Source organism: Streptomyces sp. NPDC056161, from assembly GCF_042268025.1.
GTDB lineage: Bacteria > Actinomycetota > Actinomycetes > Streptomycetales > Streptomycetaceae > Streptomyces.
Map to the genome: position 1 here is coordinate 1 of NZ_JBHJUV010000024.1, position 23780 is coordinate 23780.

General features: G+C 72.0%; 26 protein-coding genes and 1 pseudogene. 14 read left to right on the forward strand and 13 right to left on the reverse strand.

Features of this window, described 5'->3' with window-relative positions; genetic code table 11:
* Nucleotides 1-273: 273 nt before the first annotated feature.
* Nucleotides 274-861, forward strand: coding sequence for a hypothetical protein (locus ACFC09_RS22620; RefSeq protein ID WP_376531160.1), 588 nt, complete (start codon nt 274-276; stop codon nt 859-861).
* Between the two features lie 238 nt (nt 862-1099).
* Nucleotides 1100-1543 (forward strand): annotated as a pseudogene (locus ACFC09_RS22625) (acyl-CoA dehydrogenase family protein); the annotation flags it as partial.
* 79 nt (nt 1544-1622) lie between these two features.
* Here the strand turns inward: ACFC09_RS22625 and ACFC09_RS22630 are convergent.
* Entirely contained in the window at nt 1623-2801 is a 1179-nt protein-coding gene (locus ACFC09_RS22630; RefSeq protein WP_376531162.1) for an acyl-CoA dehydrogenase family protein, read from the reverse strand.
* 90 nt (nt 2802-2891) lie between these two features.
* Nucleotides 2892-3266, reverse strand: a complete 375-nt coding sequence (locus ACFC09_RS22635) for a ferredoxin (RefSeq protein ID WP_376531164.1) — start codon at nt 3264-3266, stop codon at nt 2892-2894.
* Between the two features lie 138 nt (nt 3267-3404).
* On the opposite strand from ACFC09_RS22635, the gene ACFC09_RS22640 reads away from it, so the two are divergent.
* Nucleotides 3405-3770, forward strand: coding sequence for a DUF6479 family protein (locus tag ACFC09_RS22640; protein WP_376531166.1), 366 nt, complete (start codon nt 3405-3407; stop codon nt 3768-3770).
* Between the two features lie 219 nt (nt 3771-3989).
* Here ACFC09_RS22640 and ACFC09_RS22645 read toward each other — a convergent pair whose 3' ends face one another.
* Nucleotides 3990-4445 carry an RpiB/LacA/LacB family sugar-phosphate isomerase gene (locus ACFC09_RS22645; protein ID WP_376531168.1) on the reverse strand — a complete coding sequence of 152 codons (456 nt, stop codon included), beginning with the start codon at nt 4443-4445 and terminating at the stop codon, nt 3990-3992.
* 114 nt (nt 4446-4559) lie between these two features.
* Entirely contained in the window at nt 4560-5483 is a 924-nt protein-coding gene (locus ACFC09_RS22650; protein WP_376531455.1) for an SDR family oxidoreductase, read from the reverse strand.
* Between the two features lie 87 nt (nt 5484-5570).
* On the opposite strand from ACFC09_RS22650, the gene ACFC09_RS22655 reads away from it, so the two are divergent.
* A complete protein-coding gene (locus tag ACFC09_RS22655; RefSeq protein WP_376531170.1) occupies nt 5571-6158 on the forward strand; it encodes a TetR/AcrR family transcriptional regulator in 588 nt (195 codons plus the stop codon).
* Nucleotides 6159-6294: 136 nt separating this feature from the next.
* Here ACFC09_RS22655 and ACFC09_RS22660 read toward each other — a convergent pair whose 3' ends face one another.
* The 5 genes from ACFC09_RS22660 to ACFC09_RS22680 all read right to left on the reverse strand — a co-directional run bounded on the left by ACFC09_RS22660 (nt 6295) and on the right by ACFC09_RS22680 (nt 10873).
* Complete coding sequence (locus ACFC09_RS22660; protein WP_376531172.1) at nt 6295-6954, reverse strand: SDR family NAD(P)-dependent oxidoreductase; 660 nt, start codon at nt 6952-6954, stop codon at nt 6295-6297.
* 246 nt (nt 6955-7200) lie between these two features.
* Complete coding sequence (locus ACFC09_RS22665; RefSeq protein WP_376531174.1) at nt 7201-8523, reverse strand: PP2C family protein-serine/threonine phosphatase; 1323 nt, start codon at nt 8521-8523, stop codon at nt 7201-7203.
* Between the two features lie 291 nt (nt 8524-8814).
* Nucleotides 8815-9912, reverse strand: a complete 1098-nt coding sequence (locus tag ACFC09_RS22670) for a response regulator (RefSeq protein WP_376531176.1) — start codon at nt 9910-9912, stop codon at nt 8815-8817.
* Complete coding sequence (locus ACFC09_RS22675; protein ID WP_376531178.1) at nt 9905-10147, reverse strand: hypothetical protein; 243 nt, start codon at nt 10145-10147, stop codon at nt 9905-9907. Before ACFC09_RS22675 ends, ACFC09_RS22670 begins: the two co-directional genes overlap by 8 nt.
* A 342-nt stretch (nt 10148-10489) precedes the next feature.
* Complete coding sequence (locus ACFC09_RS22680) at nt 10490-10873, reverse strand: ArsR/SmtB family transcription factor (protein ID WP_376531181.1); 384 nt, start codon at nt 10871-10873, stop codon at nt 10490-10492.
* A 115-nt stretch (nt 10874-10988) separates the two neighbouring features.
* Here ACFC09_RS22680 and ACFC09_RS22685 point away from each other — a divergent pair, with 115 nt between their 5' ends.
* The 3 genes from ACFC09_RS22685 to ACFC09_RS22695 all read left to right on the forward strand — a co-directional run bounded on the left by ACFC09_RS22685 (nt 10989) and on the right by ACFC09_RS22695 (nt 13814).
* Complete coding sequence (locus tag ACFC09_RS22685; RefSeq protein ID WP_376531183.1) at nt 10989-12971, forward strand: heavy metal translocating P-type ATPase; 1983 nt, start codon at nt 10989-10991, stop codon at nt 12969-12971.
* Nucleotides 12972-13133: 162 nt separating this feature from the next.
* Complete coding sequence (locus ACFC09_RS22690; protein WP_376531185.1) at nt 13134-13289, forward strand: DUF6131 family protein; 156 nt, start codon at nt 13134-13136, stop codon at nt 13287-13289.
* 270 nt (nt 13290-13559) lie between these two features.
* Nucleotides 13560-13814, forward strand: coding sequence for a hypothetical protein (locus ACFC09_RS22695; protein WP_376531187.1), 255 nt, complete (start codon nt 13560-13562; stop codon nt 13812-13814).
* 30 nt (nt 13815-13844) lie between these two features.
* Here ACFC09_RS22695 and ACFC09_RS22700 read toward each other — a convergent pair whose 3' ends face one another.
* Complete coding sequence (locus tag ACFC09_RS22700; RefSeq protein WP_376531189.1) at nt 13845-13982, reverse strand: hypothetical protein; 138 nt, start codon at nt 13980-13982, stop codon at nt 13845-13847.
* A 255-nt stretch (nt 13983-14237) separates the two neighbouring features.
* On the opposite strand from ACFC09_RS22700, the gene ACFC09_RS22705 reads away from it, so the two are divergent.
* Nucleotides 14238-15353 carry a PP2C family protein-serine/threonine phosphatase gene (locus tag ACFC09_RS22705; RefSeq protein WP_376531191.1) on the forward strand — a complete coding sequence of 372 codons (1116 nt, stop codon included), beginning with the start codon at nt 14238-14240 and terminating at the stop codon, nt 15351-15353.
* A 425-nt stretch (nt 15354-15778) separates the two neighbouring features.
* On the opposite strand, the gene ACFC09_RS22710 is transcribed toward ACFC09_RS22705, so the two are convergent.
* Nucleotides 15779-16369, reverse strand: coding sequence for a TetR/AcrR family transcriptional regulator (locus ACFC09_RS22710; protein ID WP_376531193.1), 591 nt, complete (start codon nt 16367-16369; stop codon nt 15779-15781).
* A 164-nt stretch (nt 16370-16533) separates the two neighbouring features.
* Here ACFC09_RS22710 and ACFC09_RS22715 point away from each other — a divergent pair, with 164 nt between their 5' ends.
* The 6 genes from ACFC09_RS22715 to ACFC09_RS22740 all read left to right on the forward strand — a co-directional run bounded on the left by ACFC09_RS22715 (nt 16534) and on the right by ACFC09_RS22740 (nt 22072).
* Nucleotides 16534-17475 carry an alpha/beta hydrolase family protein gene (locus tag ACFC09_RS22715; protein ID WP_376531195.1) on the forward strand — a complete coding sequence of 314 codons (942 nt, stop codon included), beginning with the start codon at nt 16534-16536 and terminating at the stop codon, nt 17473-17475.
* A gap of 440 nt (nt 17476-17915) precedes the next feature.
* A complete protein-coding gene (gene dhaK / locus ACFC09_RS22720) occupies nt 17916-18908 on the forward strand; it encodes a dihydroxyacetone kinase subunit DhaK (protein ID WP_376531198.1) in 993 nt (330 codons plus the stop codon).
* A 46-nt stretch (nt 18909-18954) separates the two neighbouring features.
* Nucleotides 18955-19554, forward strand: coding sequence for a dihydroxyacetone kinase subunit DhaL (gene dhaL / locus ACFC09_RS22725; RefSeq protein WP_376531201.1), 600 nt, complete (start codon nt 18955-18957; stop codon nt 19552-19554).
* Nucleotides 19547-19957, forward strand: a complete 411-nt coding sequence (locus ACFC09_RS22730; protein WP_376531203.1) for a PTS-dependent dihydroxyacetone kinase phosphotransferase subunit DhaM — start codon at nt 19547-19549, stop codon at nt 19955-19957. Before dhaL ends, ACFC09_RS22730 begins: the two co-directional genes overlap by 8 nt.
* A 360-nt stretch (nt 19958-20317) precedes the next feature.
* Nucleotides 20318-21310 carry a fibronectin type III domain-containing protein gene (locus tag ACFC09_RS22735; RefSeq protein ID WP_376531205.1) on the forward strand — a complete coding sequence of 331 codons (993 nt, stop codon included), beginning with the start codon at nt 20318-20320 and terminating at the stop codon, nt 21308-21310.
* 183 nt (nt 21311-21493) lie between these two features.
* Nucleotides 21494-22072 (forward strand): hypothetical protein, encoded by a 579-nt coding sequence (locus ACFC09_RS22740; RefSeq protein ID WP_376531207.1) that lies wholly within the window; start codon nt 21494-21496, stop codon nt 22070-22072.
* Between the two features lie 134 nt (nt 22073-22206).
* Here ACFC09_RS22740 and ACFC09_RS22745 read toward each other — a convergent pair whose 3' ends face one another.
* Nucleotides 22207-22581 carry a hypothetical protein gene (locus ACFC09_RS22745; protein ID WP_376531209.1) on the reverse strand — a complete coding sequence of 125 codons (375 nt, stop codon included), beginning with the start codon at nt 22579-22581 and terminating at the stop codon, nt 22207-22209.
* 126 nt (nt 22582-22707) lie between these two features.
* Entirely contained in the window at nt 22708-23589 is an 882-nt protein-coding gene (locus tag ACFC09_RS22750; RefSeq protein WP_376531210.1) for a hypothetical protein, read from the reverse strand.
* Nucleotides 23590-23780: the final 191 nt, after the last annotated feature.

The window sequence follows — 23780 nt, forward strand, 5'->3', positions numbered from 1 at the left end:
AGCAGGCACCGATCGTCTACGAGCAACAGTCAGCTACCCTGACGCTCGCCGCATAACGACACGAACAGGTGTCCACTCCCCGGGGACAAGGCCCCCGCGCCCCTGGCCCGCTCCCTCGTCAGGCGGCGCCAGATCTTCCACGCCGGCGGCAGCAGCCGCGGACCCGGCCGCCTGCGAGTCCCCTCGAGGGACTGCTGCTTCAGCCCCGAGGAAGTCCCTCAACTGCTGCCGCAAGCCTGGTTCGACGACCACCTCGCTTACCTCATCGACCACATGCAGCAGGTCAACAGCTCGACCGTACGCCACCTGCGGCGAGCGGCGTCCCTGAAGTTGATGGAGATGACCGCCGGCGGCACCTGGGCTGAATGCGCCAAGACACTGGGCACGCTACGCGGCAGCGTCGTCAGTACCTTCGATGCACTCGGCCGGGCGATGCCCGGAAATCTGTGGGAGGAGTTCGAAGCCGGCGTCGAACGGATCGCTGCCGAACTCGACAGCAACCCCAACCGAGTCAACTACGCACGACGTCGTCAATCCATAGCCACCTGGCGGATGCCGGCGCCCGACTGGCCCGAGCTATGCGACGGAATCCCCAAGCTCGGCCACCTGGCACGGCAAGAGCCTCACCTCGCCACGGTTCTCGTCTGGGCTGAGGTCACCCAGTCCGAGCACCTCAACTGCCCCCTCCTTGCCGCCCCGGCTCTTGGCGGACGGGACAGGAAGCAGCTGGTCGACCAGGTCGCCCAGTTCCTCACCCCGGCACACCAGAAGGCCGGACGCCTCGAGCTCCGCAGACGGCTCGACCTGTACGCAATCCGCCTCGCCGTGCAATGCGACTCCGCGCCTGACGGCGGCCAGTAGAAACCTAACTGGCCGCTGACAGCGCCTCCCGGCTCCTTCGGGCAGGGCACTTCGACAGCTTCAGCTGACCAGAGCGCAGCCGGCGAGGTATGAGACGCAGCGGATACCCTCGTGAACTCTCATTGACGACCGAGCCCGGCCGAGGCGAGGTCGGGCTGAGCCGGGACGCGCTACCGGTACGGCGTCTTCGCAGCGAGTCGCCTCCGACTGGTCGCTCAGGTCGCCCGGCCCCGTGAAGGCCGCGATGAAGGCGTTTGGGGCCACTCGGCCGGCCGTCGGCGCGATGGGCGCTCAGCATGGCCCGCGCCGCCTGCGAGCACGCCCTGGACTACGCACGCGAGCGGGAGCAGTTCGGCAGGAAGATCGGTGGCTTCCAGGTCATCGTCTTCAAGCTCGCCGATATGAAGACCCGGATCGACGCGTCTCGGCTGCTGGCGCGGCGAGCGGGCTGGATGGCGCGCCAGGACAAGCCCTTCGCTCAGGCTGAAGGCTCCACGCCAGCCAGACGGCCGTGCGTGTGACCGACGAGGCCATCCAGATCCTTGGAGGCCATGGCTACACGCCCGACTACCCCGTCAGGCGCATCAACCGCGACGCCAAGGTCTTCACCATCTTCGAAGGCGCCGGCGAGATCCGGCGTCCGGTCATCGGCAGCGCCTTGACCGGTCTGCCGGTCCACTGACGGAAGCTTCGTCGCCTGGCCGGCAGACAGTGCCAACTATCCCGCTTTTGTGCCAACTAAAAAGCCTCGTCACACGGGTTCAGCGCCGCACCCGCGGCATCCCCAGTCCGATCCACGAGATGATCTCGCGCTGGATCTCGTTGTTGCCGCCGCCGAAGGTGAAGATCACCGCCGAGCGATAGCCGCGTTCCAGTTCGCCGTGCAGGACCGCGCCCGCCGAACCCTCCCTGAGCGGGCCCGCCGCGCCGACGATCTCCATGAGCCAGGCGTAGGTGTCCCGGCGCGCCTCGGAGCCGTACACCTTCACCGCGGAGGCGTCCTGCGGGGTGAGGCTGCCGTCCTGGACGGCGCCCACCATCCGCCAGTTGAGGAGCTTCATCGCGTCCAGCCTGGTGTGGGTCCGGGCCAGCCGATTGCGCACCCAGGGCAGGTCGATCACCCGGCGGCCGTCGGTGAGCTCGGTCTCCGTCGCCCAGCGCTGGACGTCGCTCAGCGCGCGGATCGCCATCGTGCCGTGCGCGGCGAGGGTGACGCGTTCGTGGTTGAGCTGGTTGGTGATCAGCCGCCAGCCCTGGTTCTCGGCACCGACCCGGCGGGAGACGGGGACCCGGACGTCCTCGTAGTAGCTGGCCGTGGTGTCGTGCGAGGCGAGGGTGTTGATCACGGTACAGGTGTAGCCGGGGTCGGCGGTCGGCACCAGGAGCATGGTGATGCCCTTGTGCGGCGGGGCCGTCGGATCCGTGCGCACGGCCAGCCACACCCAGTCCGCGGTGTCGCCGTTGGTGGTCCAGATCTTCTGCCCGTTGACCACGTACTCGTCGCCGTCGCGCACCGCGCGGGTCTTCAGGGAGGCGAGGTCCGTACCGGCGTCCGGCTCGCTGTAGCCGATGGCGAAGTCGATCTCGCCGGAAAGGATCCGGGGCAGGAAGTAGCCCTTCTGCTCGTCGGTGCCGAACCGCATCAAGGTCGGGCCGACCGTGTTCAGCGCCATGAGCGGCAGCGGTACGCCGGCCTGCGCGGCCTCGTCGAAGAAGATGAACTGCTCCATCGCCGTCAGCCCGCGTCCGCCGTACTCCTCGGGCCAGCCCACGCCGAGCCAGCCGTCCGCGCCGAGCCGCCGGATCGTGTCGCGGTAGAACCGCTTCTGCGCGGCCGGGTCCGCGTAGCGCGCGTACGCGTTGTCCGGTACCAGGTCGGCGAAGTAGGCGCGCAGTTCGGTGCGCAGCCGCTGCTGCTCGGGCGTGTGGTCGAGATGCACGGCGCCTCCAGGCTCCCGATGGCCGGTCCTGACGGCGCACACCGTAGAACGTGTTACAGAAATTGTGAATGGCCCGTCTCGAAGGAAGTCTCAGTCCAGCAGCGCGACGAAGTCGGCACAGGCCCGAGCACACACCCGGCACACCTCCGCCGTCGACTGCGCGCCCGGCCGCCCGTCGAACGCCGCCGCACTGTCGGCGCAGACCGCGCGGCACCATTCCAGCTGGACCCGGACGCCGGCCTCGTCCTGGCAGTTCTGCTCGATCAGCATGCGACAGGTGCTGTCGCACACCTCGGCGCAGAGAATGCCCTGCCGCCGCGCCCGCTCGGGCCCGTCGGTCCCGTCCGGATCCAGCAGACTCGCGCGCAGCGCACATGCCCGCGCGCACTCCGTGCACGCCTGCGCACAGGCGAAACGGTCCTCAAGGAAGCGGTACAGCTCCTGCTCGGAAGTCGTCGGTGTCACGCGCACCGGGTTGCCCCGGCGAGGCGGATGAAACCCGGACGGCGGGATCGACGGCCGCCGGCTGTCCAGGAGGAGCACTGACCACCCAGAATGAGATATGTCCGGTTCACACCATTATCAGAAGGGTAGGTCAGCGCTATGAGCACACATTCGATACAGCTGGCCGCGCCGAGCGGCCTGTGGAGCCTCGCGCTGTTCGCGGTGGCCGTCGCCGTCCTGGCGGTGCTCGCCGGCAGCTTCTGGCTGGGCTCCCGGATCAAGTTCCGCGAACCGCCCCGGCCGCGCCCCGACGAACAGCCGCAGCTGCCTCCGGGCGGTGCGGTGCGCGAGATCCGGGAGAACCGGGAATCGGAAGAGGTGCCGAAGACGCTCGACGGCGGCCGTCCGCTCACCCCGTACGAGCTGAGCAACCAGCAGACCCGGCCGAGCACCGCCAAGGAGCGACCACGCTGGAGCAAGGGCTCCAGCGGCTCGTTCGGCGGGGGCGGCCTGGGCGCCCACTGACCGGCGCCCGTTCGTCCGCGACAGCGGCCACCGGGCTCCCACCCGTACGGTCCTCCCCTCTCCCCCGCCTGCCATGAGGACCGGGTGCGCGCGGTGGACGCGAGAAGCCACCGCCTTCGCCGTCACCGACCTCGTGACCGCCCGGCCTCGTCACCGCCCGGCCGTGGTCGCCTGCACCGCCGCACCACCGCGCAGCAAGCGACGAGAGGCGAGCAGGGGCTACGAATCCGGCCGCCCGGCGTCGAGGCGCCCGACGTGGGCCACGTTGCCCCGGTCCTCGGCGTCGTCGCTGGACCCGGTCGCGAACCAGGCGTCAAGAATCTCCTTGAGGACCGGCCCGGAGGTCAGGCGCAGGCCGAGGGCCAGGACGTTGGCGTCGTTCCAGCGTCGGGCGCCCTCGGCGGTGTACGCGTCCGTGCACAGCGCCGCGCGCACGCCCGGAACCTTGTTCGCCGCGATCGAGGCGCCGGTGCCGGTCCAGCAGCACACGACGGCCTGGTCCGCCGCCCCGGCGGCCACGTCACGGGCCGCCGCCTCCGAACAGACCGCCCACCGGGGGTCGGCCCCCGGCTCCAGAGCCCCGTATACGCGCACCTCGTGCCCGCGCTCGCGAAGTTCCGCGACGAGGAGACGGGCGACGGGTTCGTCCATGTCCGAGGAGACAGAGATCCGCATGCCGCGGAGCCTAACCGACCGCTGCCTACGGGCCCACCGCCCGTGGCCGGTGCCGCACCGGCCACGGGCCCTCAGCCGCGCGGCGGGCGGGCGGCGGGGCGAGCGACCGCGTGTTCAGGAGGCGGTGGCGGGGGCGGCGAAGTAGTGGCCCTTGTCTAGGTCGTCGAGGAGGCCGGGGTGGACCGGCTGCCAGTCGATCAGTTCACGGGTCAGGGCGTTCGAGGCGGCCATGTCGAGCCCGACGAGACCGGCCAGCCAGCCGAAGTGCCCGGCCGCCGCCTCGGGGGCCACGGGCGTCACCGGCAGATCGAGATGACGGCCGATGACCTCGGCGATGTCGCGGATCGCGACGCCTTCCTCGGCGACCCCGTGCAGCACCGAACCCGCGGGGGCCCGCTCGACCGCCAGCCGGAACATCCGTGCCGCGTCGAGGCGGTGGACGGCCGGCCAGCGGTTGGCGCCGTCGCCGAGGTAGCCGGAGACGCCCTTGGTCCGGGCCACGGCGACCAGGGACGCCATGAACCCGGCGTCCCCGTCGCCGTGGCAGGTCGGGGAGAGCCGGACCACGCAGGAGCGCACGCCGCGCGGGGCGAGCGCGAGCGCCGCCAGGGAGGTGGTCATGCGGACGGAAGCCGGTGAGCCGTCGTCGGCGGGCATGTCCCGCTCGGTCGCCACCCGCCCCGGGCTGAGGCCGACCAGGCCGGAGGCGAGGACGAAAGGCCGGTCGGTGCCGGCCAGCGCGTCGCCGACGGCGTCGACGGCGCGGCGGTCGGCTTCCGCGGCGCCCCGGTAGTCGCCGCTGAAGGCGATGTCGTGCTTGTAGGCGAGGTGGATCACGCCGTCCGACGCGGCCGCGGCGCCGGCCAGGACGTCGAGATCGTCGACGGTGCCCCGGACCGTCTCCGCTCCGGCGGCGGAAAGGGCGGCGGCGGAGGCGTCGGAGCGGGCGAGCCCGACGACCCGGTGCCCCGCGGCGATGAGTTCGGGCACGAGTGCGGAGCCGATCCAGCCGGACGCTCCGGTCACGAAGATACGTATGGAGAAGACACCCCAGACCTTGAAGTCAGTGACTGTCATCGACCGTAGCATGCGATGTCAGGCACTGACGTCACGTAGGATCTGCGCATGGGAAGATGGCAGCCGGATGCACGCGGACGCCTGGCTGTGGCGGCGTTGGAGCTCTACAGCGAGCGCGGCTACGAGCAGACCACCGTGGCGGAGATCGCCGGCCGGGCCGGTCTGACCGAGCGGACCTTCTTCCGGCATTACGCCGACAAGCGCGAGGTGTTGTTCGGCGGCACGGACCTGCTCCAGGACCTGTTCGTGAACGGGGTCGCCGAGTCTCCGCGGTCCGCCACGCCCCTCGACGCGCTGACGGCGGGGCTCACGGCGGCCTGTGCGATCTTCACCGGCCGACGCGAATTCGCGCGGCGGCGACAGGCCGTCATCAAGGCCAACCCGGAACTCTGGGAACGCGAGATGACCAAGCTCGCCACGCTGTCGGCCGCGGTCGCCGAGGCCCTGCGCCGGCGCGGCGTCGAGGAACCGGCCGCGAGCCTGACCGGCGAACTGGGGGTCGCCGTCTTCAAGGTCGGCTTCGCACGCTGGATCACGGCGGACGACGAACGCGAGATGGCCGAGTGGCTGGGGGAGTCGCTGGAAGGGGTGCGGGACCTGATGGCGGCGGGCGGCCGGGCCGAGCCGTCGCCGTGACCGACGGGCGGGACGGGCCGCACGGACGGGGTGCGAACCGGTCTCGGCGGCCCGGACGTGCCCGCCGGCCGGGACCTGGGCGGAGCACCGCAGGCCCGCACCCGGACAGGGCACGGGCCCGGGGGCCTGTGGGCGATCAGGTGTAGAGGAGTTCCGCCTGCCACTGGTCCTGCGGCTGGTGGTGCAGGTCGAGGTAGGCCGCGGCCAGGGACGCGGGAGCGAACCGGGGGTCCTCGCCGCCGATGTAACCCGCCACGGTCACGGTGGTCACGTGAACGCCGGAGCCCTGCTGCTGCGCGTGCAGGGTCTGGACGTACGCCCGCAGCGCCACCTTGCCCACCGACAGCGAGGTGTACTCGGGCGAGGGGCGGAGGGCGAAGCCGCCACCGGTGAACAGCAGGCTTCCCCGGCCGCCCGACAGGAGCGGAAGGACCGTCCGGGCGGCGACCACGGCCCCGGTGACGTTCACCGCCAAGGTGTGCGCGAAGTCCGCGGGGTCGGTTCCGGTAGGGGTGTCGGGACCCAGTACGGCCGCGTTGTACACGAGCAGTTCCGGCGCCCCGAGGTCGTCCGCGGCCCGTACCAGCCCGGCCCGCAGTCCCTCCGGGTCGGCGGCGTCCGCCTGGTAGGCACGCGCCGTGTGGCCTTCGGCCGTCAGTGCGGACGCGTAGCCCTCCAGGCGCTCGGCACCACGGCCGAACAGCGCCACCGGGTTGCCGTCCCTGGCGAACGTCTCCGCCAGGGCCAGACCCAGGCCCGGGCCCACCCCCACGATGAGTGCGGATCCCTTGCTCATGCTTGTTCCTCCAACTACCGGATGTTCCTGCGCCCGGTGACAGCGCCGAGACACGACGTCGTGCCCGCGACGGGCGGGCCTTCCCGCCTCGGCCGGGCACGGGCTCCCTGAAGTCAACCCGGTACGACGGCGGACCTTAAGGACCGATTCGGGCGCCGTTGATACCCCGCGAGTATGAATAGGGCGGAGCGACTCGGCGGCTCACGGCGATGACGGCCGTGACGGCGATGACGGCGGTGACGGCGGTCAGGAGTGCGGGATGCGGAGCGCCAGGACGGCCATGTCGTCGTGGCCGTCGCTGGGGTGATGGTCGGCCAGGGCTTCGACGAAGTCCGGCAGGGGCAGGGCGGCGTGCGTGGTGGCGAGGGTGGCGAGACGTTCCAGTCCCGTCTCGATCGGGTACCGCAGGTGCTCGACGAGGCCGTCGGTGAAGAGGACCACCGTGGAGCCACCTGGTGTGAGGCAGGTGTGGTCGGTGCGCGGTTCGGAGGTGTCGATGCCGAGCGGCAGGTCGGGGTCGGCGGTCAGGTACCGGGTCCGGCCGTCGGGGGTGAGCAGCAGGGGTGGTAGGTGGCCCGCGGTGCTCCAGCTCAGCCTCCACCCGTCCGGCGGGGCGGGTTCGATGCGGGCGAGGCACGCCGTGGTGAAAGGCTGCTCGGTGAGCACCTGGAGCGCCCCGTCGAGGTGGGCGAGGACGGCGCCGGGCGGGGTGCGCTGGTCGTAGAGGAGCACGCGCAGCATGTTGCGGATCTGGGCCATGGCGGCAGCGGCTTGCAGGTCGTGGCCGGCGACGTCGCCGATGACGGCCGCGCAGGAATCGTCGGGGACCAGGAGGGCGTCGTACCAGTCCCCGCCGATGTGGCCCGGTGTGACAGCGGCACGATAGGCCGCGGCGGCTTCGAAGGGGCGCAGGTCCGGCAGGCTCGGCAGCAGGAGCCGCTGGAACAGTTCGGCGTCGAGCCTGGTCTGCCGGTAGAGGCGGGCGTCGTCGATGGCCAGGCCCGCGGCGCCGGCGAGCGAGACGATGAGCGCCTCGTCATGGGCGTCGAAGGGCCGCCCGTCGCGTCGGTCGGCGACGTAGATGTCTCCGTAGACCTTGCCGCGGGTACTGATCGCGGCTCCGAGCAGGGACCGCATCTGCGGGTGGCCGGGCGGGAACCCGGCCGCGTCCGGGTGGGCGGCGATGTCATCGACGCGCAGCGGTTCGGGGACGGCGATCAGGCGTCCGAGCAGGCCGCGGCCGCGCGGGAACTCGACATCGGCCAGGTCGGCCCGCTCCTGCTCGGAAAGACCCGCCGAGATGAACCGGATGAGGGACTCGCCCTTCGCGTCGAGGACGCCGAGTGCGCCGTAGCGGGCACCGACCAGTTCCCTCGCGGTGTCGACGATCAGCCTCAGCAGCACCGACAGGTCCACGTTCCGGCCGAGGACCGCCTCGTACAGCTCGTGCAACCGGTCCTGTGCCCGGGCCAGCGACCGGAGTTGCTCGGCGATCCCTTCGAGCTCGGCTCCCAGCCGCAGCCGCGGCGGGTCGTCCGGCGGCTCGGAGGCGTCCGGTTCCCTCGGCATCACTGGCGGCCGTCCGTCCGACGTCCGCACCCGGTGGCACTCGCGTGGATGCCGCTCACGCGATCTGTACCCGTACGCCTGTTGCGCCCCATGGACTCCCTGCCCCGACCGTGCCCGACAGTCCGCACAGCGTGACCCGCCGGACGGCACGACACCGGGCATTGCACCAAAAGCGGTATGTCACACATGATCGGGGCTCCTGGCGTCGCCGCCGGTCCGGTGGCGCGGTGGGTCCGGTGGCGCGGTGGGTCCGGTGGCGCGGTCGGGCCGGTGGCGCGGTCGGGCCGGTGGTCACCCCGCTCCGGCGAGGCGTCGTTGTTCGAGGTAGATACCGGTGAAGACCGCGACTTTGGCCCGCAGGACCCAGGGGTCGAAGGGTTTGCCGATGTAGTCGACCGCGCCGGCGGCGTAGCCCCGGGCGGAGTGTTCGGGGTCGGTGCCCATGGCGGTGAGGAAGATGATGGGGACGTCACGGGTGCGGGGACGCCGCTTGATGTGGGCGGCGGTCTCGTAGCCGTCCATGTCGGGCATCTGGACGTCCATGATGATCACGGCGAAGTCGTCGTGGTCGAGCAGGGCCTTGAGGGCCTCCCGGCCGGAGGGGACGGCGACCAGTTCCTGGTCGAGCGTGGCCAGGACGGCGGTCATGGCCAGCAGGTTGTCCGCCTGGTCGTCGACGATGAGCACCTTGGGCATGGTCTGGGAGACGGCCGGTGCCACGGCCGCGGCGGTCTGCTGGACCTGCTCGACCGCGTCCAGTTGGCGTTCCAGCAGGGTGCAGCGCTGTTCGGCTTCGTCACGCTGTTTCTGCGCCTCGTGCAGCAGGGCCGACAGGCGGGTGACCTCGTCCTGCAGCTGATCGCGTTCGTGCAGCAGTTCGGTGGCGTCGGGGCCGGCGGCGGCGAGCCGTTCGGCGCGTGCGCGTTCCGCGCTCCAGGCCGCTTCCAACTGGTTCAGGCGCACCTCCAGGTCGGCGATGCGGTGCTTGCGGTCCAGCAGCGCGTCGCTCAGCGCGTCACCGCGTGCGGTGGAACGGCGTGAGACACGGTCCGCCTCGGCGAGTTGCTGCTCCAGTACCTCGACCGCGTGGCGGGGCGAGACGCTGGTCTCGACGGCCGCCCGGTGCAGTCGGCGCACCAGTTCGATGGCGTCCGGGGTGGCGGCCATGCCCCGGTGTTCGGCGGCGTCCGTGAACAGGTCCATCACCACTTCCCATGGCGGGACGCGGGTGCCGCTGAGGTAGCGCGAGAACGTACCGGCGTCGCGCAGGCGGCGGGCCGCGTAGCGGCGGACCGAGACGTCCAGGCTCTCGAACAACTCGCGCAGCGCCATGGCCAGGGCACGCGATTCCGGTGTCAGATCCGACGGCAGCGGACGCAGCTCACCCACGGGCCTGTCCGCCCTTCGCACGGGTCTCGCGCGAGGCGGGACCGGGCCGACCGGGGTCCGGGGCGATCACCTGGTTGAACACCGGCAGGGCCCCGCCCGTCGCGGCGAGCCCGGCGAGCAGGCCGCCCGCCGCCCCTTCGCCGGCCAGCACCGACAGGAGTCCCGCGGTCACACCGGCCAGCGCCGCCAGTAAGAGCACCAGCGCGGCCCGCACCGACACAAGCGAACGATCCATCGAACCTGCCTTCCCTCACCCCCGCCGCACGCCGGCCGGGACGGCGCGGCCCCGGACGGGCCCGCCCCGCGGTGAGCTACACAATGACGGCAGGTGAATCCGTTGCGCCGGGCAACCGGCAAACCGGCAACAGCCGGGGGCCGTTGCCGCGCCCGCGCGCCGTCCGCAACGCCTCCCGTCCGAGGTCGGGGCCGCCGCACGAATGGGTGTTGCGGCAACACCCGGGACGCCCGCGGCCGCCCGCACCATTTGCATCACCCGCATCACCCGCATCACCCGCATCACCCGCATCACCCGCATCACCCGCGGGCAGGGTGCCGAGTCCGGCCGGCTCGGGAGAAGTCAGTCGATCCCGGCGGCGGGGTCCGTGGCCGGGGTGTCGCGCAGGCCCAGGCGCAGGTGCTCGACGTGGTAGAGCGCCTGGTCGAGGAGTTCGGCCACGTGGTCGTCGTACAGGGCGTAGATGATCGAACGCCCTTTGCGTTCGCCGGTGACCAGGCCGAGGTTGCGCAGCAGGCGCAGTTGGTGGGAGCAGGCGGACGGCTCCATGCCCACGGCCGCGGCCAGGTCGCCGACCGAGCAGGGGCCCTCCTGGAGCCGGGCGAGGATGTGCAGTCGCGAGGGGGTGGCCAGGGCCTGGAGGGTGGCGGCGACATCGGCGGCGCCGACGGCATCGAGACGTTCGCGGGTGGTCGCGGTGCTGGTGGTGACGACTCCGTGGCCCATGAGGACAGCATAGCCATCACATGTGAATACTTGTTCATGTGTTCCGGTATGGTGAGGAGACGCGTCGGCCACGCCCGTACCGAGCCGACCACATCCGTGAAGGGTTGATGTGCCCATGCCTTCTGCGCTGGATCAACGTCCGGCCCCGGGCCTGACCGGTTTCAGCCCGCCGCCGCCCGCGCGGCGCACCCGGCTGCTGTCCCTGCCCGAGGCGCGGTGGGCGCTGGCGGCACTGGTGCTGTTCCTGGCGGCCCTCACCCTGTACCTGCCCGGTGCCCCGCTCTGGCTGTGGGGGCCGCTGTTCGCCGCGGTCTACGTCACGGGCGGCTGGGAGCCGGGATGGCAGGGGCTGAAAGCCCTGCGGGACGGGACGCTGGACGTGGACCTGCTCATGGTCGTCGCGGCGCTGGGCGCGGCGGCCATCGGCCAGATCCTGGACGGTGCGCTGCTGATCGTCATCTTCGCCACGTCCGGCGCCCTGGAGGCGGTCGCCACCGCCCGTACCGCCGACTCGGTCCGGGGACTGCTCGATCTCGCACCCGCCACCGCGACCCGGCTGACCGACCGCGGCGAGGAGACCGTCCCGGTGGAGCGTCTCGACGTGGGGGACCTCGTCCTGGTGCGGCCCGGGGAGCGGATCGGAGCCGACGGTCAGGTCGTGGCGGGCAGCAGCGAGGTCGACCAGGCCACCATCACCGGCGAACCGCTGCCCGTGGCCAAGCAGCCGGGGGACGAGGTCTTCGCCGGAACCGTCAACGGCACCGGTGCCCTGCGGGTCCGCGTCGACAGCGACCCGGCGGACTCGGTCATCGCCCGGATCGTGCAGATGGCCGAGGAGGCCGCCGCGACCAAGGCGCCCACCCAGTTGTTCATCGAGAGGATCGAACAGCGCTACAGCCTCGCCATGGTCGCCGCCACCGCCCTGGTCTTCGCCGTGCCCATGCTGCTGGGCTCCCCGCTCCAGGCCGCGCTGCTGCGCGCGATGACCTTCATGATCGTCGCGTCGCCCTGCGCGGTCGTCCTGGCGACCATGCCGCCGCTCCTGTCGGCCATGGCCAACGCCGGCCGGCACGGCGTCCTCGTGAAGTCCGCCGTCGTCATGGAACGCCTCGGTCGGATCGACACCGTTGCCCTGGACAAGACCGGCACCCTCACCGAGGGCACGCCCTTCGTGACCGACGTACGGCCCCTGACCGGCAGCGGGCTCGGCCAGGACGAGTTGCTGCGGCTCGCGGCAGCGGCCGAGCACGCCGGCGAACACCCGCTGGCCCGCGCCGTCGTGGACGCCGCCCGGACCCGCCGGCTTGCTCTGCCCACCGCCACGGAGTTCTCCTCCACGCCCGGCACCGGGGTCACCGCCACCGTCGACGGCCGTACCGTGACCGTCGGCAGTCCCGCCCGGCTGCTGTCCGGGCGGCACGCCGCCCTCGCCGTGGTCGAGCAGGTGGAGGAAGCAGGACGCACCGCCGTCCTGGTCATGATCGACGGCGAACCGGCAGGCGTCCTCGGCGCCGCCGACCGGCCGCGCGACGCGGCAGGCCCGGCGACCCGCGCGCTCACCGACCTGACCGGTCGCGCGCCCGTCCTGGTCACCGGCGACAACCCGCGTGCCGCCCGTCGCCTGGCCGACGGCCTCGGCATCAGCGATGTCCGCGCCGGCCTGCTGCCCCAGGACAAGGTCGCCGTCGTACGCGAACTGGAGCAGGACGGACGCAGGGTCCTGGTGGTGGGCGACGGCGTCAACGATGCCCCCGCCCTGGCCGCCGCCCACACCGGGATCGCCATGGGCCGCGTCGGAGCCGACCTCGCGCTGGACGCGGCGGACGCCGTCGTGGTCCGTGACGACCTCACCGCCATCCCCGCCACGGTCGGCCTCTCCCGTCGCGCCCGCCGCCTGGTCGTCCAGAACCTCGTGATCGCCGGCACCTTCATCGCCGCCCTGGTCCTCTGGGACCTGGCCGGGACCCTCCCGCTGCCCCTGGGCGTCGCCGGGCACGAGGGCTCCACCGTCATCGTCGGGCTCAACGGCCTGCGGCTGCTGACCGAGGCGGCCTGGCGGCGGGTACGGCCGGACGACGGACCGGCGCGTCCGGTGTGAGAACCGGCTGACGGGTTCGCCCGCGCCGCGGGACCAGGTCTTCGCCCGTGCTGTGCGCACCCCGGATGCGGCGGACCCGGGTGGATGATCGCATCCGAGGGATGAGGGCACCGCTTCGGGGCACTCGGAGCCGAGGAGCAAGCCAACGGCAGGAGGCACATCATGATTGCCCTCGGAGTCATCCTCCTCATCGTCGGATTCCTCACGGGAATCTCGATCCTGTGGACCATCGGCATCATCCTGGCCGTGATCGGCGTCGTCCTGTGGCTCTTGGGAACCATGGGCCACGCGGTCGCCGGTCGACGTCACTATTGGTGAGCGTCACCACGATGCGTGCGCACCACCATGCGTGCGCGTCACGGCCGTGGCTTCCCGCCTCCCGGCACCCGACTCCGCGGGCCCGGTGGGCGGGCGTCCCGTCTTTCCGTCGCACCGTCGTGAACGCGCACACGCCACCGAAAACGCGCGAGAATCGAAGTGGCACATCATGCCGACTCCGATGAAAGGAGCAGGACGATGGCCAGGACAGCGGAAGGCTCCCGACAGGCGGAATCCCGATCGCACAATGGCGCGGGACTGCATGTGCACATGCATACGCTGCATCCCTCGGTGCCGATTCCGTACTTCACCAAGGAGGACGTGACGAGCACCGCGCGCGAGGCGACGGCGCATCTGCCCGGTAGGCCCCCGGCCAAGGAACTCGCGTTCTACGGAGGTCTCGGAGCGTTGACGGTGGCAGGGGTCCTGGAATGGCCCGTCGCACTGGCCGTCGGCGGAGCCACCTGGCTGCTGCGCAGCGGACGGAAGGAGAAGAAAGAGGCAGGCGCCGAGACGCAGGCGTGACGAGAGGCATACCTACGGTCGGGGCGGGTTTTACGCGCCGACCGGCCGGGCGGTGCCGCGCAGGGAACGGGAGCAGGCGGCCCACAGGTCCCACAGGACTCGCAGGATGATCGCCTCGGCGATCGCTACGGCGACCTTCGTTGCCACGGTTATGAGGATCTCGCCCATGTCGGTCGGCTTCCTTTGCTGTGGATACGGATCTCCGAAACCCGGATACGGGTCCCTGAAAGCAGACAATGCATTCTTTTCCTCCGCCGCGGATGCCCTTCGGGTGCATTTTCCGTAGCGCTTGGGCGAACACCGGTCGGACGGCGAGCGATGTCGCCCGTGGAACGTGACCAGCTTCACGGCATTGGAACCCCGACCACCAGACAGGACCACATATCGTACGAAAGGGGCAGCATCGGAATCGACGAGACGGACATGACGGAATCGGAGATCGACTACAGCGCGGTTTTCCAGACCCTTCCCGGGGCTGCCGCGCTCTTGACCCCGCAGCTGGTTTTCAGGGACGTCAACACGAAATGGATGCGGCTGCTCGGCCGCCGCCGCGAGGACGTCATCGGCCGCTATATGCCCGACGATTTCGCCGACATGCCGAACCATCCCAACGCGGCGGCGGCACGCCAGATCGAGGCATCGCTGCGGCTGGTCGCCGAAACCGGCAAGCCGGAAACGATGGAGTTGCAGCGGTTCGAGCCATGGCCTTGCGACCGGCCCCACATGGGTGACGGACGCTTCTGGAGCATGACCAACGTCCCCGTCTTCGGCAGGGACGGGGAGGTGGCGCTGTTGCTGCACCGGGTGGAGGAGGTCACCGAACTCATCCGCGCCCGGGTGGTCGCACTCAGCCTGCAAGAGGCCATGCTGCCCGCTCCCCGCCCGGCCGGACGCCGTCCCGTGGCCGTCCGCTACCGCCCCGCCATCGGCACGCTGGAGGTGGGCGGCGACTGGTACGACCTGGTCGACCTGCCGGGCGACCGCCTCGGGGTCGCCGTCGGCGACGTGGTCGGGCACGGGCTGGCCGCGGCGAGCGTCATGGGGCAACTGCGCAGCGCGCTCAGCGCCGCGTCCCGCTCCGCCGACAGTCCCGCCCATGCCCTGGAAGTCCTGGAGCTGTACGCCCGCTCCGTAGTCGGCGCCGAGAACACCACCGTCACCAACGCGTTCGTCGACTGGGACACCCACACCATCACCTACAGCCGCGCCGGCCATCCCCCGCCGGCCCTCCTGCACCGCGACGGCACCGTCGAGTTCCTCGACCGGGCCACCGACCCGCCGCTGGGCGCCCGCCCCGAACACGGCCCCTGGCCACAGGCCGCCACCTCCTTCACCGAGGGCTCATCCCTCGTGCTGTACACCGACGGCCTGATCGAGCGCCGCCACGAGGACATCGACACCGGCCTCACCCGGCTCGCCGACTCCCTCATCCGCCACCGCGGCGCCGACCCCGAATCCCTCGCCGACGCCCTGCTGACCGACCTGTCCGCACCGCAGGGCATCACCGACGACACCGCCCTCGTCATCGTGAGTCTGTGATCCGGCGGCCCGCCGGGAAGGGGCCCCTCTGAGCACCGGGTTCCGGCCGCTTCCGAGCGGACCGGTGCGGGCCCCGGCCTGCCGGACGGCCCTCATCCGCGGACGTACCGGGCACGCACTCCCTCGCCCTGGTCGACGTGGGGGGCGTGATGGTCCGCTACCGGGTGGAGCGCCCGCAGGTGCGGGTCGTGCCGCGGACCGCCCTGGGCGGCTCCGCCGAACTGGCCGCCCAGGTGATCGGCGGCAGTCTGGACCTGGCGTTCGCCGCCCTCCCCGTGTTGCGTCCGCCCGACCTGACGGTCCGTGCCCTCAAGTCGGAGCCGTTGGTGCTTGTCTGCCCCCGGGCAGGCGGTCCCCGGCCCGGTGGGGCCGCGGCCAGGCTCCGGGCGGCGCGGCGGCTTCTCCCCAGGTCCCCCCGGCCGGCGTCACCGCGTCCGGCGCAGTCCCGTGACGAGGAGGGCGACCAGCCGGCGCGCGTCGTAGCCCGGATCGCTCTCCGCACCCACACAGAGGTTGCCCACGCCCCGCATCAGCTCAAGGCCGTCGAGTCCGGGGCGGATCTCGCCGCGCTCGGCCGCCGCGTCGAGCAGCCGGTCGCACACGGGTACGAGCCGGTCGAGGAAGTAGGCGTGCAGGGACTCGAAGCTGCTGTTGTCCGGTTGCAGCACGGCAGCGAGTCCGTGCTTGGTGATCAGGAAGTCGACGAAGAGGTTGATCCACTGCTCCAGCGCGGCGTACGGGGTGGGGCACTCGGACAGCAGCGCCGGGCCGGCCTCGGCGCAGGCGTCGACCTGGTGGCGGTAGACCGCGATGACGAGGTCCGCCCGGGTCGGGAAGTGGCGGTAGATCGTCCCCATTCCGACGCCGGCCTTGGCCGCGATGTCACGTACCGGCGCCTCCACCCCCGACGTGACGAAGACCGCCGCGGCCGCATCCAGCAGGAGCTGCTGGTTGCGCCGGGCGTCCTTGCGCTTGGACCCGGCTGCGCTGTTCGTGCTGTGACCGCTGTCGTTCACCGAGGCGACCCTCCTCCGAGACTTGCAAAGCGGAACATCGCTCCGTATCTTTGCGGAGCGAGGTTCCGTTTCACCCATTGTGGCAGACCCACGACCGGCGACCAAGCCGTCCGCCGGGCCGAACGGACCGAAGAACGCGAAGCAACCGAACGGAAGGCACGTCCATGTCCGATTCGATCAACGCCCCCGCACAACTGACCGCGGATGCGCCCGTCACGGTGATATCCGCACGGCCGGTGGTGCTGCCCGCCCCGGGACGCGGTACGGACCTCCAGGTCGCCGTGTCCGCCCCCGCCACCGGGAACGACCTCCCCGTCGTGGTCTTCTCGCACGGCTTCGGCATGTCGATGAAGGACTACGCTCCGCTGGCGGACTTCTGGGCCGCCCAGGGCTTCGCGGTCCTGCAGCCCACCCACCTCGACTCCAGGACGCTCGGTGTCCCCGCCGACGATCCCCGCACACCGCGGATCTGGCGCTTCCGCATCGAGGACGTCACACGTGTGCTGGACAGTCTCGACGTCCTGGCAGCCGCCGTCCCGGGCCTCGGCGGCCGCCTGGACCGCAGCCGCATCGCCGTGGCCGGCCACTCCTGGGGCGCCCAGACGGTGAGCACACTGCTGGGCGCACGCGTCCTCGACGCCGACGGCGTCCCCGGCGAGGACATGTCCGACCCTCGCGTCAAGGCGGGGGTGCTGCTGGCCCTGACCGGTCTGGGCGACGACCTGACCCCGTTCGCCGAAGAGAACTTCCCCTTCATGAAGCCGTCCTTCGACACCATGACCGCGCCGGCCCTCGTCGTCGCCGGGGACCACGACCAGTCCGCGCTGTCCACCCGCGGACCCGACTGGTTCACCGACCCCTACACCTACAGCCCGGGAGAGAAGAGCCTGCTCACGCTGTTCGGAGCGGAGCACTCGCTCGGCGGCATCAACGGATACGGGGCCACCGCGACCACGGACGAGAACCCCGCGCGCGTCGCCCTGATCCAGCGGCTCAGCACGGCCTTCCTGCGCAGCGCCCTGTGCGCCGAGGACACCGGCTGGAAGGCCGCCGTCACCGCCCTGGCGGCGGACCCCAGCCCGCTGGGGCAGCTCCGGAGCAAGTAGTCCGTCCCCGCCGGGGGCCCGCCGCGCGGCGGGCCCCCGCGCGCACCCGGCGGGACGGCCGCGACAACCGAACACCCGGTCGAGCGCCGTGGCGGGCACCGGCGCGTGGGCCGCCGAGCGCCCCGGGCGCAGGCCGCGCCAAACACAGCCGCGGCTCGCCCGTCCGCCGGGGCCCGCACCCTCGTTCACCCGAGCGATCGCCGCACGTGACCTTCGCTGCCACAAGGCCGATACTGCCGATAGCGCACTTCAGCGTCGCCGCACACGTCCACCCGATACACCTGAACCTCCGTCAGAAAGTCGGCATCCAGTCGGCGCCGTACCCCCCAAGACCGTTCCCATCACCCTGGACCGCCACCGTCGACAACCGCTCATATATAAGCTGACCAGCTAAGACGCAGGTATGGAAGCATGCCTGCCGAGCTACGTAGGAGACGCCCATGAGGATGCTCATCAACGTCCCGGAGTCCGTGGTGGCGGACGCGCTGCGCGGGATGGCGGCGGCCCATCCCGAGCTGACCGTGGATGTGGAGAACCGGGTGATCGTACGGCGGGACGCACCGGTGGCGGGACAGGTCGCGCTCGTCTCCGGCGGCGGCTCCGGGCACGAGCCGCTGCACGGCGGCTTCGTGGGGCCCGGGATGCTGTCGGCCGCCTGCCCGGGTGAGGTGTTCACCTCACCGGTGCCCGACCAGATGGCACGCGCCGCGGCGGCCGTGGACAGCGGCGCCGGTGTGCTGTTCGTCGTGAAGAACTACACGGGCGACGTCCTCAACTTCGACATGGCGGCCGAACTGGCCGAGGACGAGGGCATCCAGATCGCGAAGGTGCTGGTCGACGACGACGTCGCGGTCAGCGACAGCCTCTACACGGCGGGGCGGCGCGGCACCGGCGCGACCCTGTTCGTGGAGAAGATCGCGGGCGCCGCGGCCGCCGAGGGACAGCCGCTGGAGCGGGTCGAGTCCATCGGCCGACAGGTCAATGAGAACTCCCGCAGCTTCGGCGTCGCGCTCAGCGCGGTCACCACGCCCGCCAAGGGCAGCCCCACCTTCGATCTGCCGCCCGGCGATCTGGAGTTGGGCATCGGCATCCACGGCGAGCCGGGCCGTGAGCGGCGGCCGATGATGACGTCCGGTGAGATCGCCGACTTCGCGGTGAACGCGATCCTGGACGACATGACCCCGCGCAGCCCGGTCCTGGTCCTGGTCAACGGCATGGGCGCGACCCCGCTGCTGGAGCTGTACGGCTTCAACGCCGAGGTGCAGCGGGTGCTCGGCGAGCGGGGCGTGGTCGTGGCCCGCACCCTGGTCGGCGACTACGTCACCTCCCTGGACATGGCGGGCGCCTCGGTCACCCTGTGCCAGGTCGACGAGGACCTGCTGCGCCTGTGGGACGCGCCGGTGCGGACGCCGGCCCTGCGCTGGGGGATGTGACCCGGCGGACGCACCGACCAACGTACCTACCACGCAAGGAGATCTTGTGCTCGACGCCGATTTCTTCCACCGCTGGATGACCGTGACCGCCGCGTCCGTCGACCGCGAGGCGGAACGGCTCACCGCTCTCGACTCGGCCATCGGGGACGCCGACCACGGCGCCAACATGCAGCGCGGTTTCCACGCGGTGACGGCCGCACTGGAGAAGGAGGCGCCCGACACGCCCGGTGCCGTGCTGACGCTGGCGGGACGCCGGCTCGTCTCCACGGTGGGCGGCGCGTCCGGCCCGCTGTACGGGACCCTGCTGCGCCGTACCGGCAAGGCGCTCGGTGACGCCGCCGAGGTCGCGCCGGCGCAGTTCGCCGAGGCGTTGCGGGCGGGCGTCGAGGGGGTGATGGCGCTCGGCGGAGCCGCGCCGGGCGACAAGACCATGATCGACGCTCTGCTGCCGGCCGTGGACGCGCTCGGTGACGGCTTCGCGGCGGCGCGGGCAGCCGCCGAGGAGGGCGCCGTGGCGACCACGCCGTTGCAGGCCCGCAAGGGCCGGGCGAGCTATCTCGGCGAACGCAGCATCGGCCACCAGGACCCGGGGGCCACCTCGTCGGCCCTGCTCGTCGCCGCGCTGGAGGAGGCCGCAGATGACTGACGGCCAGCGGGTCGGCATCGTCCTGGTGTCGCACAGCGCCGAGGTGGCTGCCTCGGTCGCCGAGTTGGCGAAGGGCCTGGCGGGCGGTGCGGAAGGGGTGTCCGTCGCGCCGGCGGGCGGCACGGAGGACGGCGGTCTGGGCACCAGCGCCGAACTGATCGCCGCCGCCGCTGCCGCCGTCGACCGAGGCGCCGGAGTGGCGGTCCTCACCGATCTGGGCAGCGCGGTGCTGACCGTGAAGGCCCTGCTCGCGGAGGGCGACGAACTGCCGGACGGCACGCGTCTGGTGGACGCGCCCTTCGTGGAGGGCGCGGTGGCGGCGGTCGTCACCGCGGCGGCGGGCGCGGACCTGGCGGCGGTGGAGGCGGCCGCCGTCGAGGCGTACTCGTACCGGAAGGTCTGAGCACCGGAAGGTCCGAGCACCGGAAGGTTCGAGGGCCGCCGGAACCAGGGGCCGCGGGGCCCGGACCGGCACGGCCGTCGTGGACAGGGCGCCCGCATCCGGCCTCCGACAGGGGCCGGGGGCCTGGGCCGTGCCGGCCCAGGCCACCCCGACCACCCGCGCACGGCGCGGGATCAGCGACGACAGCGTTCCGCGCCACAGGCGCGAACTCCCCGGCACCGCAGGAGAGTTCGGCCGTGAGGAACCTCAGCATACGTAACTTTCGCGGGTGGTCACCAACACGGCCCCCTTGCTGTGATCGCACCGGTCGGCCATATTGGTCCGGACCATTGCCGTGACCGTCCCCGGGGAGGCACAGCCGTGCGACGCGTTTCCGTACCCCACGTGCTGGCCCTGGCGGCCCTGGCGCTGGTCTCGGCCTGCGGCTGGGGCTCGTCCTCCGACAACGGGGGTGAGCGGCCGCCCGGCGCGCCGACGGGCGTCACCGCGGAGGCAGGCAGCGCCACCAGCGTGCACGTCATGTGGAACGCGGTGCCGAGCGAACCGGGCATCGACTCCTACGAGGTCTACCGCGACTCCACGAGAGTCGCCGAAGTGCCGGGTTCCGAACGCATGGTGGACGTCACCAGGCTCAGGCCGTCCACCACGTACGCCTTCACCGTGCGGGCGCGGGACACCGAGGGGCGGCTCAGCGCGGACAGCCGACAGGTGCGGGCGAAGACCCCGGCCGCCGTCGCGGCGGACCGCTCGGCGCCCTCCCGTCCGGCCGAACCGACGGGCCGGGCCGTCGGCAGCCGGGCGGTCCAGCTGTCCTGGGACGCGGCGAAGGACGACCGGGCCGTCGTGTCGTACGACGTCTACCAGGGAACGGCGAAGATCCACAGCGTCGGCGGCAACCAGACCGCGACGGTGGTCGGCGGGCTGCGGCCGGGCACCCGGTACACGTTCACCGTCCGGGCCCGGGACGCCGCGGACAACCTCTCGCCCGCGAGCAGCGCCGTCCGCCTCACCACGCCGGGCACCGACGACGGCAGGGCCACCGCGCCCACCGGCTTCCGCGTGACGAGCCGTCTCACCGACGGCGCGTACTACCTCGACCTGTCCTGGGACCCGCCGGCCGACGACGGTGTGGTCACGGAGTACCAGATCCAGCTCGACCGGGGGCAGCCCACCTCGCTGGTGTGGGGCGGCACCCCGCCGAAGGGCCGCGCGACGTACAGCTTCTACGTCGGCCGGGAGGCCGGCGCCGACCACCGGGTGCGGATCCGGGCCCGGCTGTCGGACGGCACCTGGGGCGGGTACTCGGCGGAGCGGTCCGTGACGACCGGCGCGGGGTCCGGCGCCACCCCGTAGGCCGCGGGGAAGCCGCCACGCACGGCATTGCCCGGAACGGAGGACACCGCCACCCGGACGGGGGCCGTCCGGATGCGGCAGGGCCCGACTCCGCATGGGATTCCGGTGAGGCAGCACGGACGTTTCCCGACCCCCGGCGGCGCATGGGACGTTCCGCCACCCGTGCCGCCGGAGGGCAGCCCAATGCGCACTACTCGACTCCTCATCCGCTCCGGGCCGATCCTGGCGTTCGCCGCGGCGCTGCCGATATGCCTCGCCGGGCCGTCCACGGCGGCCTCGGGCATCTCGGCCGGCACCAACGGATCCACCGTCTCGGTCACCACCAGCGCCTGCACCCAGATCAACGGCAACTGGGGCAGCGCCTCCCTGCTCACCGGCGACCAGCGGAACTTCGCCGAGGGACGCCAGACGCCGCTCTCGGGTACGACCGCCGGTCAGTCCGCGGCCTGGTCGAACGTCGCCGCCGGGACGTACACGGTCGTCGTCGTGTGCTCGAACGGCACGTCCGCCGGCTCCCAGTCGGTCGTGGTCTCCGCCCCGAAGGTCCCGCAGACCGGAAAGGCCCCGGCGGCTCCGGCGGTGCCCGCGGCCCCGGCGGTCCCGCCCCCGGCCGTCCCGCAGCGGGGGGTCCTGGGCGGCCTGGGCGGCACCGTGCGCGACTACGGGCCGCTCACCCTCGGCGCCGGCGCGGCCCTGGTGGGCAGCGGGGTCATCGCCACGGCCTGGTACCTCCGGCGCCGCACCCGTCCCCACGGGTTGTGAGCCCGGCGCCGCCCACGGCCGGCCCTCCTCGTCGGGCGCGGTGCGGTGCCACCGGTGACGACGAGTCCCGTTCCGCCGCGCACCCGGACCCTACGGAGACGGCCCCCTGGGGAAGGACGGAACGGACGGGACGGTCAGCGGCTCTCCAGCCGCAGATGCAGGTCCCGCTCCTGGTCGCCGGAGGCCGTGCAGGTCTCCTGCACGCGGAACAGGGAGTCCAGGGTGGCGCGGAACCGGTCCACGGCCCAGTAGCCGCCCTGGACGTCCGCGACGACGCCCGTCCCGCGCAGGGCGGGCGGGGCGGGCACCGCATGGGCGTCCGCGACGTCGTAGGTGCCCAGCCAGACCATGGGACGCGTCTCGTGGAGCTGCTGCGGCACCTCGTCCGCGCCCCGGTCGCACGTGAAGCAGGCCCGCAGGGCGTCGAAGACGACCCGGGCGTCCTCCTTGGAGCACCCGCTGATCTCCACCGAGACGGATTCCGGGTGCGACCGCTCCATGTTCTTCATGATCGCTCCTCTCGTGGCCGCGCTGCGGCGGCACGGGGGTGCCTCGCGGCAACCCCGTCCCACCTCAGCAAAGCACCGCCCGCCGCGGAGCACTACCGGGCGCGGGCGCCACCCGGGAGCGCCGGGTCAGCTCCGTGTGAACCGGTACGTCTTGCTGTCCGTGAGCACACAGAAGCCGGGCGAGACGACGATCACGCGCAGGGTGCCGGTGCGCCGGTCGTAGTCGATGCCCTCGGCCTCGAAGGTGCCGGAACAGCCGCTGCGCAGCGGGAGTTGGCGCAGCGCCGTGACGTGACCGGACACGTCCGCCGTGCCGTTCGGCTGGGCGGACAGGTCGATCTGCAGGAGCGGCTTGGTGATGCCGAACAGGCTGCCTTCCGGATCGTCGGAGGAGCACAGCAGGGTCGTGGGGCCGGAGAAGTCGCAGCCCTGGACGTCGCGCACGGCGTGGTCCAGGTTGACGGTGGCGGCCTGCGGCAGGTTCGCGGAGGGCGATGTGCTCGGATTGACGCCCGGGGTCGGGAAGACCAGGAGCCGGTTCATCGTGCCGTACTCACCCGACAGCATCCACTGCCCGTCCGGCGAGATCGCGACCCAGGAGTTGTTCAGCGCCTCCCCGGCGCTGAGGGTGTGCACGTACTCGGTCCAGGCACCGCCCGGCGCCTGGACGCGGAACATCTTGGCGTTGCCCGAGTCCGCCTGGTAGGGCTCGATGTAGTGACCGTCGTAGGAGGCGTCGGGGTCGCCGACGTGGTTCCAGCCGCGGACGGCGAGGTCCACGGGGATGGTGCCGACGCCGGTGTAGTGGTTGGGGCTGCCGGCCGGGACCTCGACCGAGGTCAGGCCCTGGCTCTCGGTGAGCGGGTCGGCGCGGTCGGAGCCGACCTCGGTCCAGGTGTCGGCGGCGGAGGCGGGCGGTGCTGCGGACACGGACACGACGACGGCGGTGGCGAGGGTGACGAGTCCGGTCAGGACTGCGTGACAACGTTGCCGGGCGGACGCGGGCATGGGGGCCGACTCCTCGGTGGTGGGGGGCGGGTTGCGAGTTCCGGCGGACAGTCTGGCCCGCATCCGCTGAGCATGTACAGACCAATAGAGGAACTTGAGGGTGAACACACGGACCGGCGGTGGGCGGCGACTACCGTCGAACCGCGGTGAAGGACGGCGGACCGCGGCGGAAGACGGCAGACCGCGGGCGG